The sequence below is a fragment of the Streptomyces sp. NPDC005195 genome (assembly GCF_040608315.1).
GTDB lineage: Bacteria > Actinomycetota > Actinomycetes > Streptomycetales > Streptomycetaceae > Streptomyces > Streptomyces kaempferi.
This window is the reverse complement of the sequence record NZ_JBEXHZ010000006.1, coordinates 12,551-25,726: the sequence shown is the minus strand read 5'-3', so window position 1 is coordinate 25,726 and position 13,176 is coordinate 12,551. Positions and strand designations below refer to the sequence as shown.

The following is a 13,176-nucleotide window of genomic DNA, read 5'->3' as shown; positions in this document are numbered from 1 at the left end:
CTCACACGTAGCGGCGGGCGGGCCCGGGACCCGCGGCGGAGGCGACGGCGTCGGCCAGCGGTCCGATGTCGCCCGGCGTGAGCGTCGAGACGGTGATCCGGATGCCGGGCGGCGCGCTCATCCGGAAGCGTGCCCCCGGCGCGACCGCCCAGCCCGCGTGCAAGAGCCGCGCGACCGCTCCGGTCTCGTCCGGGACGGGAATCCAGACGTTCATCCCGCTGCGACCGTGGGCCTCGATGCCACGCTCCGCGAGGGCGGTGATCAGTGCGTCCCGGCGCCGCCCGTACGCGGCCGCCACCGCCGGCACGTCCACCGCGCCGCTCGCCCACAGGTGCGCGACCGCCCGCTGCAGCAGCCTGCTCACCCAGCCAGGGCCGAGCCGCTGCCGCCCGTGCACGCGGTCCATGGTGACGGCGTCCCCCGTGAGCACGGCGAGCCGCAGGTCGGGGCCGTACGCCTTGGCGACGGAGCGCACCAGGGCCCAGTGGTCGGTCACTCCGGCCAGCGGATACAGGGGCAGATCGACGATCCGGTGTCCGTGGTCGTCCTCGACGAGCAGGGTGCGCGGGTACCGCGCCAGCACGGAACGCAGGGCGTCCGCGCGCGGGGCGGTCACGGCGGCCCCGGTCGGGTTCTGCGCCCGGTCCGTGACGACCAGCGCGCGGGCGCCCCCCTCCAGCGCACGTCGTACGTCGTCGGGCAGCGGGCCCTCGTCGTCGACGCGCACCGGGACCGTGCGCAGTCCGAGCGCCGGCGCGAGATCGAACACGCTGCCCCACCCCGGGTCCTCCACGGCGACCGCGTCACCCGGCTTGAGATGGGCCGCCAGGACGCGCTCGATGCCGTCGAGCGACCCGGACGTGACGACGACGGGGCCCTCCGGCACCCCGTCCGCGTCGAGGTCGGCGCGCGCGAGCCGCCACAGTTCCGGTTCCACGGCCGCGTCTCCGTACAGCACGGGGTCCCGGTCCGACTGTCCCGCCGCCGCGGCGAACGCCTCCGCCAGACCGGGCAGCAGGGCTCGGTCCGGGTTGCCGTCCACCAGGTTCCGTACACCGTCCGGCACCTCGACCCGGATGTACTCGCGCCCTGTGGTGACGGGCTTGGCGCGGACACGGCTGCCCCGGCGGCCGTCCGTCTCGATCACCCCGCGTTCCCGCAGCACGCGGTACGCGGCGGCCACGGTATTGGGATTGACCCCCAGTCGCGCGGCCAACTCCCGCATCGGCGGCAGTGGTTGTCCCGGTTCGAGCGCTCCGGCGCCCACCGCGCGCTCGACGCTCGCCGAAATATCGGCTGCGCGGCGCCCTTCGATCGGATACTCTCCTAGCACAAAGAGGATTATGCACTAGTGCAATGGGGAGCGCAATGTCGGAGACGAGCACACAGCCAGAGACGGCGCGGGCCGCCGCCTACACCCCGACCGACCGCACCGTCCCCACGCGTTCCAGGGAGCGCGCCGCGTACGACCACGAACTGGTCCACGCGATACTCGACGAGGGGTACGTCTGCCACCTCGGTTTCGTCCGGGACGGCGCGCCGGTGGTGTTGCCCACCCTGTACGCGCGGGTCGGCCGACGCCTCTACGTGCACGGGTCGACGGGTTCTCGGCCCCTGCGGATGACCGGCGGGACCGACCCCGGCCTGCCGGTCTGTGTGACCGTCACCCACGTCGACGGCCTGGTCCTGGCCCGGTCCGCCTTCCACCACTCGATCAACTACCGCTCCGTGGTGGTGCACGGCATCGCCCACCAGGTGACGGATCCGGACGAGAAGCGGGAGGCCCTGGACGCACTGGTCGACCAGGTCGTTCCCGGCCGCTCGGCCGACTCCCGCGCGGCCAACGCCAAGGAACTGGCCGCCACCGCCGTGATCGCCCTCGACCTGCACGAGGTCTCCGCGAAGCTGCGCACCGGCGGCCCGAACGACGATCCCGAGGACCTGGCCCTCCCCCACTGGACCGGCGTCGTTCCCGTCACCAAGGGACGCGGCACCCCGATCCCCGCCGCCGACCTCGCCCCCGGCATCGATGTCCCCGACTACCTGACGGCCCGGTAGCGCGGCAGGAGGGCGGGCCTCCGGCCCGTCCTCGACACCGTCAGTTCCGGACCCGGGCCGTGCCGCCCCGGGCGGACAACTCCCTTTCGGGATCGCCCGCTTCGACACCCGCCGCACCGCCCAGGACCGGCCCGTCCGAAGGCTTCACCGGCGCCGACGACTGCGCGATGAAGGCGCCGGCCAGTACGACGGCACCGCCGACGATCTGCGGAGCGGACAGGTGCTCACCGAGCAGGACCCAGGCGAGCACCGTGGCGATGACCGCCTCCAGACAGGCCACGACGCCCGCGACCTGCGGGGAGAGCCTGCGCACGGAGAGCACGCCGGTGACGTAGGCGACGACGGTCGCGATCAGTACGATCCAGCCCAGGAGCAGGGCGGCCGGAACGGACGTCCCGTTCATGTCCGCGTCGCCGCCGAGGACCGACCAGTCCATCGTCCAGGGCCGCGCGACGAGTGTCAGCACGAGCGAGCCGACGAGCAGTCCGTACGCGATGACGCCGAGCGGGTCCGGTGCCTCGTCCCCCGCGTCGCTGCCCTGGTCGGACAGGACGAAGTAGCCGACCTGGCAGCAGGCCGCGCCCAGCGCGAGCAGCAGCCCGAGGACGTCGAACCCGAGCCCGGACCACACCTCGACGACACAGGCGAGTCCGCCCGCCGCGAGGACGACGCCGAGAGCCGCGGCACGCGTCACGGGCCTGCGCTGCACGAACCGCACCCAGCCGAGCACGAGCGCCGGCGCGAGGTACTCGACGAGCAGGGCGACGCCGACGGGTATACGGGAGATCGCCGCGAAGTAGCAGGCCTGGACGCCGGCCACGGCGAGCAGACCGAACCCCGCCAGCAGCGCGGGACGCCGTCGCAGCAGCGCGCGATGGCGTACGGCCGTCGGCAGCATCACCAAAGCGGCGCCCGTGACCCGCAGCCACACCACGTGGAGCGGGTCCAGACCCGCCTCGATGAGCGGTTTCGCCGCGACACCCGATCCGCCGAAGGCGACCGCCGACGCGAGGGCGAGGCCCAGGCCGGCGCCCTTTCCACGATTGCCCTCACTGCCCTGAGACGTATGCACCGGCACATGATGACAGGCGACGACATGAGCGTCACCCCCGATGACTCCTGTCTCATCGGCTGGACTCCGCGCCCCGGCCCGTCCGGGCACCCGCGCGCGGACCCGTCCGTGTACCCGACCGCCTATTCGACCGCCTATTCGACCGCCTATTCGTCCGGGTATTCATCCGCGCATTCGTTGCGCAGCGCGCTCTCGATCCGCGGGAGCAGCACTCCGGAGTCCGCGCCCGCGCGCCGGAGTACCTCGACAGCCCGCGCCTGCGGATCCGCGACGATCGCGGCGAGCAGGTCGAGACAGCGGGCCCGCGCCTCACCGCGCAGTCCGGCGCGTACGCACGCGCCCCCCATGGCACCGGCCGCCACCGGGGACCAGCCCGCCTCGACCATCACCGGCACGGCACCCGAGTCCTCCACGGCGCTCTGCCAGCGCAGCCCGTAGCCGATGCTGCGCTGGACGAGATAGCCGAGCAGCCGGGCGACCTGCGGGGCACCGTCGAAGACGGCGCGCACCCCTTGGTCGGACTCCAACAGCGAGTGCAGCAGATGGGCCGTGTCGATCTGCCGGTCCCCGTCCCGCAGGGCCCGCCTGCGCGCGGCGGAGACCACCGAGGCCAGCTCGTCACTGAGACCGGCCTCGAGTTCCGTACGGTGGGGACCGCTCTCGGCGGCCGACTGCGAGGGGATACGGGGTGGCACATCCCCACCCCATCAGCCCCCGGGGGCCGGGTCATCCCCGGAGGGCACCATTTCCACGTCCCACACAAGGTGGGCAACCGTGAGCGAGTTCTCCTCCTCAGGGATGACTTCGCACGGATTTCTCCCCCGCGCGCGTGCCGCCTTGCGTCGCACTCCGCACGCGACCGCGCCACGGACGGGTGACCGACCCCGTCCGACCGCCGTTCCCCCGGCCTCGCGGCCTTCCGGCCTTCCAGACACCGCACTTCCTGACGGTCCATCAGTCTTGAATCTTCCAGGGCCTGCGGCTACCTTCCGCGACAGCGTAGCTGCGCCGGGCGCAGCGCCCGACACGAAGGGGTGGCCGCATGGCCGAAGTCAGCGCGGAAGCACGCATCGAGGCGCCGGCCGAGAAGGTGTGGGCGCAGCTCACGGACTTCTCCTCGTACGGTGAGTGGAACTCGACCCACACCAGCTTCCCCAAGGGCGGTCCGGCCTCACTCGAGGTGGGCGGGACGTTCGAGGAGAACATGAAGCTCATGGGGTTCCCGGCCGAGGTGGGCTGGACCATCGAGGAACTGGAGCCGGCCCGCGTCCTGGCCATCCGCGGAAAGGGCCCGATGGCCGTCACCGTCGCCACCCGCTACACCCTGACCCCCGACGGCGACGCCACCTCGGTACGCATCGACGGGGAGTTCACCGGCGCCGCCGTCTCGCTGATGGCCGGCAAGCTCAAGGACTCGGCGACGGCCGCCCTCAACGAGTCGTTGCGCAAGCTGCGCGGACTGGTGACCTGAGTCCCGCACCTGAGCCGAGGCCCGCACCCAGCCCCCATAGGCGGAGAGGCGCCCCGCGAAGACACTTCCACGGGGCGCCGTCAGGTACCAAAGCATGCCCGTCAGCCCTCGTCGGCGAGGATCAGGTACAGCTTCTTACGGGCTTCGTTGATGACCGCCAGCGCCTTGTCACGCTGGTCCTTGCTGCCGGTCTTCCAGACCTGGCCGAAGGCCTCCATGAGGCCGAAGCCGGCCTGCCGGATCTCGTGCAGCGTCTCCCAGTCGACTCCGCGCCCGGCCTCTTCCCAGGGAGCGTCGGGTCCCTCCTCGGCCGCGCCGCGGCCTTCCTCGGTGAGCGAGAACAGCTTCTTGCCGCCCTCGGCCGCGCTCGTGATGAGACCTTCGTCCTCCAGCAACTGGAGGGTCGGGTAGACCGAACCGGGGCTGGGCTTCCACGCCCCGCCACTGCGCTCGGCGATCTCCTGGATCATCTCGTAGCCGTGCATGGGCCGGTCCTTGAGCAGCGCCAGGATCGACGCGCGTACGTCACCGCGCCGCGCCCTGCCCCGGGGGCCACCCCGGCCACCGCGCCCGCCACCCCAGGGGCCCGGGCCGAAGCCGGGTCCGCCGAAGCCGCCGGGACCACCGGGTCCGCCCGGACCGAAGGGCCCGAAAGCCCCGCGCCGCCCCTCGAAGAGTCCCCTGCCCCGCGGGCCGGGTCCGCCGTGCCGGCCATGCCCACGTTCGAATCCGAATTCTTGTTCTTCGGAACGCATCGCCCTCACTCCATCCGTCTTTCCGTTGATCGACCCATCTGTTCGTTGATCGGTCGCGATGCGTCAACGATATATCGGAACAGCTCGCCGGGCAACCCCCGGATGCCGACACCCGGCCATGCTCGTCCTGTCCCCTCCCACGCCTTGCCCAACGGCACCCAAGGAGGCTCCAACAGCACCCATGACGCTCCGCGGAACGCGGAAAGTTCGGGTGGGAACCGCTCGAGGGGCGGCCCGGAACCGGGCCAGAACCCCGGGATTGGCCTTGTTCCCCGGCTCCCCGGAGCCGCTAGCGTCGGGGCATGCGGATTCGAATCGTCGACGCCTTCACCGACCGCCCCTTCACGGGCAACCCGGCCGGGGTCCTCCTTCTCGGCCCCGACGGCTTCCCCGAGGACGACTGGCTGCGGAACGTGGCTCTGGAGGTCAATCACGCGGAGACGGCGTTCGCGCACCCCCTGCCCGAGGGCGGGGACGCCGACTGGGCGCTGCGCTGGTTCACTCCCGCGAGCGAGGTCGCGATGTGCGGGCACGCGACCCTGGCCACCGCACACGTCCTGCACGCGACGGGCACCCACACGGGACCGGTACGGTTCGCCACCCGCAGCGGCGTCCTGCTCGCCACGCCCCAGCAGGACGGCACCCTCACACTGGACTTCCCGACCGCGCCGCTGACCCCCGTCGGCGTACCCGACGGTGTCGCGGAGGCGCTCGGCGCCGAGCCGCTCACGGCCTTCGACACGGGCCCGAACACCGGAGACCTGCTGATCGAGGTCGCCGACGAGAAGACGGTGCGCGGGCTCGCTCCCGACCTCAGGGCCCTTGCCCGGTACTCCGAGCGCGGCATCATCGCGACGGCCCGCTCGGCGGACCCCGCCCGGGGCTACGACTTCGTCTCGCGGTGTTTCTTCCCGAACATCGGCATCGACGAGGACCCGGTCACCGGCAGCGCCCACACGGCCCTCGCGCCCTACTGGTCCGAGCGCCTGGGCCGCCCCGACCTGACCGGTCTGCAGGCCTCCCCGCGCTCCGGTCTCGTCCGCACCGGGCTGCGCGGCGACCGTACCCTCCTGACCGGCAGCGCGGTCACGGTCATCGAGGGCGAGCTGCTCGTGTGACGCCGGACGTCGGACGGACGGCGTACCAACTTACGGACGTACCGACGGCGTACGACCCTACGGACATACGGACATACGGACGGAACCGCCGCAGCACCCCGCGGCGCCCGGCAGCGCCCGGCGGCGGGCCCTTCACGCCGTGGGCAGCCACCCCACCTTGCCCGCCAGCAGCGCGTACCCGACGAACGCCCCGATGTCGAGCAGCGAGTGCGCGACCACGAGGGGCCCGACCCGGCCCCACCGCCGGTAGAGGTAGACGAAGACGACGCCCATCACCATGTTGCCGATGAAGCCGCCGATGCCCTGGTACAGGTGGTACGAGCCGCGCAGCACCGCGCTCGCGACCAGGGCGGTGCCCGGCGTCCAGCCCAACTGGCCCAGCCGGCGCAGCAGATAGCCGACGACGATGACCTCTTCCAGCACGGCGTTCTGCACGGCCGAAAGGATCAGCACCGGGTACTTCCACCACACGTCGGGCAGCGCCTCCGGCACGACCGTGAGGTTGGCGCCGAACCCGCGCGCCAGCAGATAGAAGGCGATGCCCGTGCTGCCGATCACCGCCGCGACGGCGGCCCCGCGTCCGAGGTCGGGCCAGGGCCGCGTGCGGTCGAACCCGATCACGCGCAGCCCCTGGCCCTCCCGCAGCAGCAGGTGCGCGACCAGCGCGACCGGCACGAGGGCCGACGCGATGCCGAAGAGCTGCCACGCCAGATCCAGCCAGGGCCGACCCGGCGCGGCCGAGGCGTTCAGCGTGGCGGCCTGGTCCTTGAGACCACCCGGCCTGGTGACCGATCCGACAAAGCTGATCAGCGCGGACACCCCGCTCGCACCGAGCGAGAGCCCCAGGACGAGCAGTGTCTCGTCCCGGAAAATCCTTCGCGTCAGCCGCTCCCCAGGAAAAGATCCGGCCGGTGACCCCGCCTCCACCTGCACTCCCGCCTCCAGTTGAGTAATCCCGCCTCATCCCCATCTTCGCCCCGCTAGGGTCTCGAAAGAAGTTGCGAAGATCGTGCGCGACAGGCCGTTGGGGGACGGACGCCGTACGGGCGTGCCTCCCCTTCTCGCCCTCTCCCGGCTTTCATACGGCTGTCTCGCGGCACCGGCTCACCCTCGAAGGGCACCACCGTCATGGGACGTCACAGCTTGCCCCACCCGTCCGGGGCGGGCGCGGCCACCCCCCGTCCGCGCCCGCGCCGCCGCACGGTGGCCCTCGCGACGGCGCTGGTGCTGACGGTCGCCGCGGGCGCGGCCGTCGCGGTCGACGGCGGCCTGTTCTCCATCGGTTCGTCCTGCCGGGACAGCGCCGTGCACATCACGGTCGCCGCGTCACCCGACATGGCGCCCGCCCTGAAGGCGCTCGCCGACCACGCCCGCGACCGCGACGTCACGTCCGACGGGCACTGCATCGACGTCACCGTGACCGCTCGCGAGTCGTACCAGGTCGCCCAGTCGCTGGGGTCGGGCAGGAGGACCGGCATCCAGGCGTGGGTGCCGGACTCCGACGTGTGGGTGGACGGGGTCACCGCACGCAGCGGGGCGCTCCAGGTCACCAGGGCGGGCAACGTCGCGTCCTCACCGGTCGGTGTCGCGATGGTCCCGTCCGCCGCCACGTCGCTGGGGTGGCCCGCCAAGACGTACACCTGGACCGAGCTGGCCGACGCCTCGATGCGGGACGACCGGTTCAGGCTGGGCGCGGCCGACCCGGCGCGCAGCGCGACCGGCCTGCTCGCGCTGACCCGGCTCAGCGGAGCCGCGGACGGGATCCAGGGCGGCATCCGGGCCGCGGCCCTGGCCAAGACGCTCTCGCCGCGCACGTCGGACAGCGACCGGCAGGTCCTGGACACCCTCCCCCGCGACGCCTCCGGTGCCGAGCGGAGCGACCCGAGGCGCAACCAGGCGCTGTTCCTCTCCGAGCAGTCGGCGTTCGTTCACAACTCCTCGTCCGGCCGCGGGCTCGGGCTCGACCTGTTCTATCCCAAGGACGGATCACCGCGGCTCGACTACCCCTTCGCCCTCGTCGACCGGCCACGGCTGAGCACCGACGAGAGCCGGGCCGCGCTGCGCTTCATGACGCTCTCGGGCGAGCCGGAGGGCCGGCGGATCCTTCAGCGGTCCGGCTTCCGTACGGACGACGACGAGGTGTCCGGCGCGCTGGTCGCGCAGGCCGGCGGCCGTGCCCCGCAGCCCTTCGACCGCGCCGCGACCGAACCCCTCCCGGAGAAGGCGGTCGAAGAGACGCTCGGCACGTGGACGATCACGGTCCAGAGCGCCCGGATCACCGCCGTCGTCGACGCCTCCGCCTCCATGTCGCAGCAGGTGCCGGGCACCGGCCGGACCCGTATGGACGTCACCAAGGCGGCCCTGCTCCAGGCGCTCGCGACCTTCACCACGGAGGACGAGATCGGGCTGTGGAAGTTCTCCACCCGTCTCGACGGCGACCGCGACTACCGGGTCCTCGTGCCGACGCGGCGCCTCGGCGACCGCGAGGGCGGCAACGCCCAGCGGGCGAGACTGGCGGGGGCCTTCAACGCCCTGAATCCCGTGCCGAACGGGGCGACGGGCCTGTACGACACCACGCTCGCCGCGTACCAGGCGGCCACCTCCGGCTACGCGAAAGGCAGGTTCAACGCACTGGTCCTGCTGACCGACGGCGTCAACGAGGACCCGGGAAGCATCTCGCGCGCCGCTCTCGTCTCCCGACTGCGGCAGCTCGCCGACCCGCAGCACCCGGTGCCGCTGATCGCCATCGCGGTGGGCCCGGACGCGGACAAGGCGGAGGTCCAGGAGATCGCCAGGGCGACCGGCGGCTCCGGCCAGGAGGTCAGCGATCCCTCGCAGATCCACTCGGTGATCCTCGGGGCCATCGTGCGAGCGGCCGCCCACAGCCGGAGCTGAGGCGGCACCCACTCTGCGGCGGAACCGGCGCGGCACCCACACCCTCGGCCGAACCGGCTCGGCACTCTCGCACCCGGGGCGGTAGCCACACACCCCCGACCACACCCGGGACGGTAGCCACACCCCCGACCACAGCCGAGGCGGCACTCACGCCCCCGGCCGGAGCGCGGTGATCACGCCCGCGGCCGGGACCGAAGTGCTCGCACCCGCAGCCGGGGCCGAAGCCGTACTCCCACCCGCGGCCGGGCCCGAGCCGGTCCTCACCCGAGGGGTACGGGCTCCGGCAGCCCCACGGGCCAGGTGTGCACCGGCTCCCCGAGGTGCATCAACTCGCCGTAGCGCCGGGTGGTCGCGGCCAGCGCGGCGTCCCGGCTCAGCCCCGTCTCCAGGGCCTGGTGGAAGGTGGCCGCCTGCCAGGTCGCCCCGTTGACGCGCAGCCGGCACCGGTCCTCGATCACCCCGAGGTAGAAGTCCCGGTCGACGGGCTCCACCCCCCAGGCGTCCAGTCCCACGGCGGCGAGCGGCAGCAGTTCGTCGCGGACCAGGCTGACCGCGTCGACCTCCGCGACACCCCCGTACCGGCCCCGTCGCGGCCACTCCAGGCGCGCGTCGATGCCGTGGCGGCAGGCGGCGTCGAAGTTCGCGGCGGCGGACGCGAACGGCAGCCGTGTCCACACCGGCCGCGCCTCCTCGGCGAGGGCGCGGACGAGCCCGTAGTAGAAGGCCGCGTTGGCGACGACATCGGTGACGCTGGGTCCCGCGGGCAGCACACGGTTCTCCACGCGCAGATGCGGGACCCCGTCGGCGATGCCGTACACGGGCCGGTTCCAGCGGTACACCGTGCCGTTGTGCAGGACGAGTTCGGCGAGCTTGGGAACGCCTCCGGCGTCGAGGACCTCGAGAGGGTCCTCGTCGTCGCAGATCGGCAGCAGGGGCGGGAAGAAGCGCAGGTTCTCCTCGAAGAGGTCGTACGCCGACGAGACCCACCGCTCGCCGAACCAGGTACGCGGCCGCACTCCCTGGGCCTGTAGTTCGGGCGGCCGGGTGTCGGTGGACTGCTGGAACAGCGGCGGCCGCGACTCGCGCCACAGCTCACGGCCGAACAGGAAGGGCGAGTTGGCGCCGACCACGACCTGCGCGGCGGCCACCGCCTGCGCCGCGTTCCACACGTCCGCGAAGCGTGCCGGGGTGACCTGGAGGTGCAACTGCACCGAGGTGCAGGCGGCTTCGGGCGCGATGGACTTCGACGTGCACACCAGATGCTCCACGCCCTCGATGTCGAGCGCGAAGTCCTCACCGCGGGCGGCCACGATCTGGTCGTTGAGCAGGGTGTAGCGGTCGCCGTCCGACAGGTTCGACGACACCAGGTCGTCGCGGTCGATCGTCGGCAGAATCCCGATCATCACGATTCCGGCATCGACCTCGGCGGCTTTCCGGTGCGCATATGCCAGTGAAGTACCTAGCTCCTCGGCGAGCTGGTCGAATACCCTTCCCACCAATCGGTGTGGAGCTATGTTGACTTCCAGATTGAACATGGCAAGTTCTGTTTGGAAATCGTGGCTCGCAATCCTTTCGAGTACTTGCGCATTCATCATCCTGGGCATGCCGTCGGGTCCGGCGAGATTCAGTTCGATCTCCAGGCCCATGAGATTCTTCGGGCGATCGAACCGCTTCTCCTCCAGCAGTCGCGCCAGCCCCGCCAGACACTCCCGGAGCTTGCCGCGGTAGCGCTGGCGATCGGACAGGTCGAACGACCCTGCCACGACCTTCTCTCCCATCGAAGTGTCCCTCCTCGAAGGGCGGGCCGATCCTCGGGCCTCCGCCGTCCCGGTGGATGATGCCCAGGCAAGCCGATCGATAACGCCTTGGAGGGCGCCGTCGGCCGCTACGCTGTGAGCGGGTGTCCAGCGGCACATTCACGAGGCATGGACCACTGCCTGTTTTCAGCCCGACACGATCTCGTGAAAAACGCCGACGAGAATCGGCCGACCGCTCGCGCGGAGTATTCCGAGGTCATCGTCGCACATCGCCGCGGAACCGGGATGAACCTCTCCTTATCGCCGACCGAATACCGCCTTGCTCTTCATATTCGGACCGACTAGACGAAACACCGTCTGAACACCGGTCGTATAAACTCCGCAAACGAGGCAGAGAGTTGGCGCTCGCGGTCCCAGGTCCTGCCGTCGAGGTGACACGCGGCAGGCGACACCCCCGTCGGCAGATCCAGACCCCCCGCCCCTCCGACCCGAGAGCTGACAGCGCCGTCCGCCCCCGCCCCCTCGCGCCACTGTGCCTGTCGAATGAGAGGCGACCCACCATGCCGCTGCACGTACCCCCGGCTCCCGCGCCCGCCCTGCGCACCGTTCTCACGGCACTCGGTTCCCCCACCGCAGTCCGCGAGGCCCGCACCCCCTCCCTGCGGATGGCCGAGGGGCCGGTCACCCCCGAACTCCCGCTGCCCGTGCATGTCCTGGACCGGAGCGATCCAGCGGGCCCGTCCGCCAGCCGACTCGTCGCGTGGCGCTTCCTGATCCGCTGCGGCGAACGCTCGGTGGCCGCGGCCGACACCATGCTCACTCCCGACGGCTGGGCCTTCTCGCACTTCTTCGAAGGTCCCTACATCACCGCCACCGAGCACGCCCTGCGTCAGGCCGAGAACATGAAGCAGTCGTTCCAGGCACGCCTGCTCTCCGTGCCCGAGCTCTACATGCTCACCCTCTGGCTGCACGGGGACTGCGCCGCCGACGGCGCCACCGGCCATCCGGCCGCCACCGACCTCCTGGTGCCGCTGGCGCCCGCGCCGCCCGGTATCGCCGCCCACCGCCCGCACCGCGTCGCCGAGTTGCTGCCGGTCCTCACCCATCGCCTGACCGCCGCCCCGCTGCTCAGCTCCCCCGCGTAGCCACCCGCACCCGTCACCCGCACCCGCCCGCGTGCCCCGCAGCCGTTCCTCCGGCCGCGGGGCACGTCGTCGCGCCGCGCGGGTGGCCCGCCGGGACTCGCGCGAACCGGCTCGGAACCGGCCCGCTCGTTCGGGCCCGCACCTGCTCGTACGAGGGGAAACACGCCCCTGACCGCGTCTGACTAGCCCCATCCGACCACCGCGAACCCCCCGAAGGGACCCTGCGGTTGCGATGAACCGTCCGCGCGGGTGACGCGTCTCCAACCTGTGAGGAGCGCTGCTGCCAAATCCCTGCGGATTGACGCCCGTAGGGCAACACTGGGTTCCAAACACACACCACGGGGGGCGGCCATGAGCAGTTCGAGCCGCGAATCAGACACCACGACCAGCACACACCTCTCGACCCAGCGAAAGATCCCATCCATGTGCCAGCACCAGCCACCCTGTCCGTCAGCCGAATCAGCCGACCGGGAGTCCGCGCGTCTCGTGGCGCACCACCCGGAGCAGGGATGGAGCCTGCTGTGCAACGGCGTTCTGCTCTTCGAGGACACCGGTGAGCTCCTGCCGGACGGCCAGATCATCGCGCCGCACCGCCCGCTGGGCAGCGAGCACGTGATGACGGCCGCCTGAGCCGCACGCACGACGGGCGCCAGCCCGGGCAGAACGAGGGGCCGGCCGGAGAGACACACTCCGCACCGGCCCCGACGCATGTCCGGACGCGATCACTCCGCGTAACCCCGCGAGAACCCTCCGACCCTGCCGGTGCCCACTCGGCACAACACCCCCGCACCCGCCCGCCCATCGCCTGCCTACCGCCCTACCCGCCTGCCGCCCTGCCTGCCTGCCTGCCTACTACGGTCTGCCCGAACGGACATTCCCCTCTGCCTCTCCACCTCCTGAAGTCC

At 71.9% G+C, this 13,176-nt stretch carries 12 protein-coding genes; 6 read left to right on the top strand and 6 right to left on the bottom strand.

What is annotated here, in order from left to right:
- Position 1: 1 nt before the first annotated feature.
- Entirely contained in the window at positions 2-1,333 is a 1,332-nt protein-coding gene (locus tag ABZV34_RS09385) for an aminotransferase class I/II-fold pyridoxal phosphate-dependent enzyme (RefSeq protein ID WP_356272892.1), read from the bottom strand.
- 35 nt (positions 1,334-1,368) lie between these two features.
- On the opposite strand from ABZV34_RS09385, the gene ABZV34_RS09380 reads away from it, so the two are divergent.
- On the top strand, positions 1,369-2,058 hold the full coding sequence (locus ABZV34_RS09380) for a pyridoxamine 5'-phosphate oxidase family protein (protein WP_356272890.1): 690 nt from the start codon (positions 1,369-1,371) through the stop codon (positions 2,056-2,058).
- Between the two features lie 40 nt (positions 2,059-2,098).
- Here ABZV34_RS09380 and ABZV34_RS09375 read toward each other — a convergent pair whose 3' ends face one another.
- Both ABZV34_RS09375 and ABZV34_RS09370 read right to left on the bottom strand, forming a co-directional pair.
- On the bottom strand, positions 2,099-3,136 hold the full coding sequence (locus ABZV34_RS09375; protein ID WP_356272888.1) for an EamA family transporter: 1,038 nt from the start codon (positions 3,134-3,136) through the stop codon (positions 2,099-2,101).
- Between the two features lie 140 nt (positions 3,137-3,276).
- On the bottom strand, positions 3,277-3,825 hold the full coding sequence (locus ABZV34_RS09370; protein ID WP_356272886.1) for a Clp protease N-terminal domain-containing protein: 549 nt from the start codon (positions 3,823-3,825) through the stop codon (positions 3,277-3,279).
- A 347-nt stretch (positions 3,826-4,172) separates the two neighbouring features.
- Here ABZV34_RS09370 and ABZV34_RS09365 point away from each other — a divergent pair, with 347 nt between their 5' ends.
- Positions 4,173-4,601 carry an SRPBCC family protein gene (locus ABZV34_RS09365; protein WP_356272884.1) on the top strand — a complete coding sequence of 143 codons (429 nt, stop codon included), beginning with the start codon at positions 4,173-4,175 and terminating at the stop codon, positions 4,599-4,601.
- 101 nt (positions 4,602-4,702) lie between these two features.
- On the opposite strand, the gene ABZV34_RS09360 is transcribed toward ABZV34_RS09365, so the two are convergent.
- The gene (locus ABZV34_RS09360) at positions 4,703-5,356 is read right to left on the bottom strand and encodes a PadR family transcriptional regulator (RefSeq protein ID WP_356272882.1); all 654 of its coding nucleotides are present in this window, start codon (positions 5,354-5,356) and stop codon (positions 4,703-4,705) included.
- A 302-nt stretch (positions 5,357-5,658) separates the two neighbouring features.
- On the opposite strand from ABZV34_RS09360, the gene ABZV34_RS09355 reads away from it, so the two are divergent.
- Entirely contained in the window at positions 5,659-6,474 is an 816-nt protein-coding gene (locus tag ABZV34_RS09355) for a PhzF family phenazine biosynthesis protein (RefSeq protein ID WP_356272880.1), read from the top strand.
- A gap of 132 nt (positions 6,475-6,606) precedes the next feature.
- Here the strand turns inward: ABZV34_RS09355 and ABZV34_RS09350 are convergent, their stop codons facing one another.
- Positions 6,607-7,407, bottom strand: a complete 801-nt coding sequence (locus tag ABZV34_RS09350) for a type II CAAX endopeptidase family protein (protein WP_356272879.1) — start codon at positions 7,405-7,407, stop codon at positions 6,607-6,609.
- A 195-nt stretch (positions 7,408-7,602) separates the two neighbouring features.
- Here ABZV34_RS09350 and ABZV34_RS09345 point away from each other — a divergent pair, with 195 nt between their 5' ends.
- The gene (locus ABZV34_RS09345) at positions 7,603-9,369 is read left to right on the top strand and encodes a substrate-binding and VWA domain-containing protein (protein WP_356272877.1); all 1,767 of its coding nucleotides are present in this window, start codon (positions 7,603-7,605) and stop codon (positions 9,367-9,369) included.
- Positions 9,370-9,629: 260 nt separating this feature from the next.
- Here the strand turns inward: ABZV34_RS09345 and ABZV34_RS09340 are convergent, their stop codons facing one another.
- Positions 9,630-11,147, bottom strand: coding sequence for a glutamate--cysteine ligase (locus ABZV34_RS09340; RefSeq protein WP_356272875.1), 1,518 nt, complete (start codon positions 11,145-11,147; stop codon positions 9,630-9,632).
- A gap of 539 nt (positions 11,148-11,686) precedes the next feature.
- Between ABZV34_RS09340 and ABZV34_RS09335 the strand changes: the two genes are divergently transcribed.
- Both ABZV34_RS09335 and ABZV34_RS09330 read left to right on the top strand, forming a co-directional pair.
- Positions 11,687-12,271 (top strand): hypothetical protein, encoded by a 585-nt coding sequence (locus tag ABZV34_RS09335; protein WP_356272873.1) that lies wholly within the window; start codon positions 11,687-11,689, stop codon positions 12,269-12,271.
- Positions 12,272-12,694: 423 nt separating this feature from the next.
- Complete coding sequence (locus ABZV34_RS09330) at positions 12,695-12,901, top strand: DUF5999 family protein (protein ID WP_148007936.1); 207 nt, start codon at positions 12,695-12,697, stop codon at positions 12,899-12,901.
- The last annotated feature ends 275 nt before the right edge of the window (positions 12,902-13,176 follow it).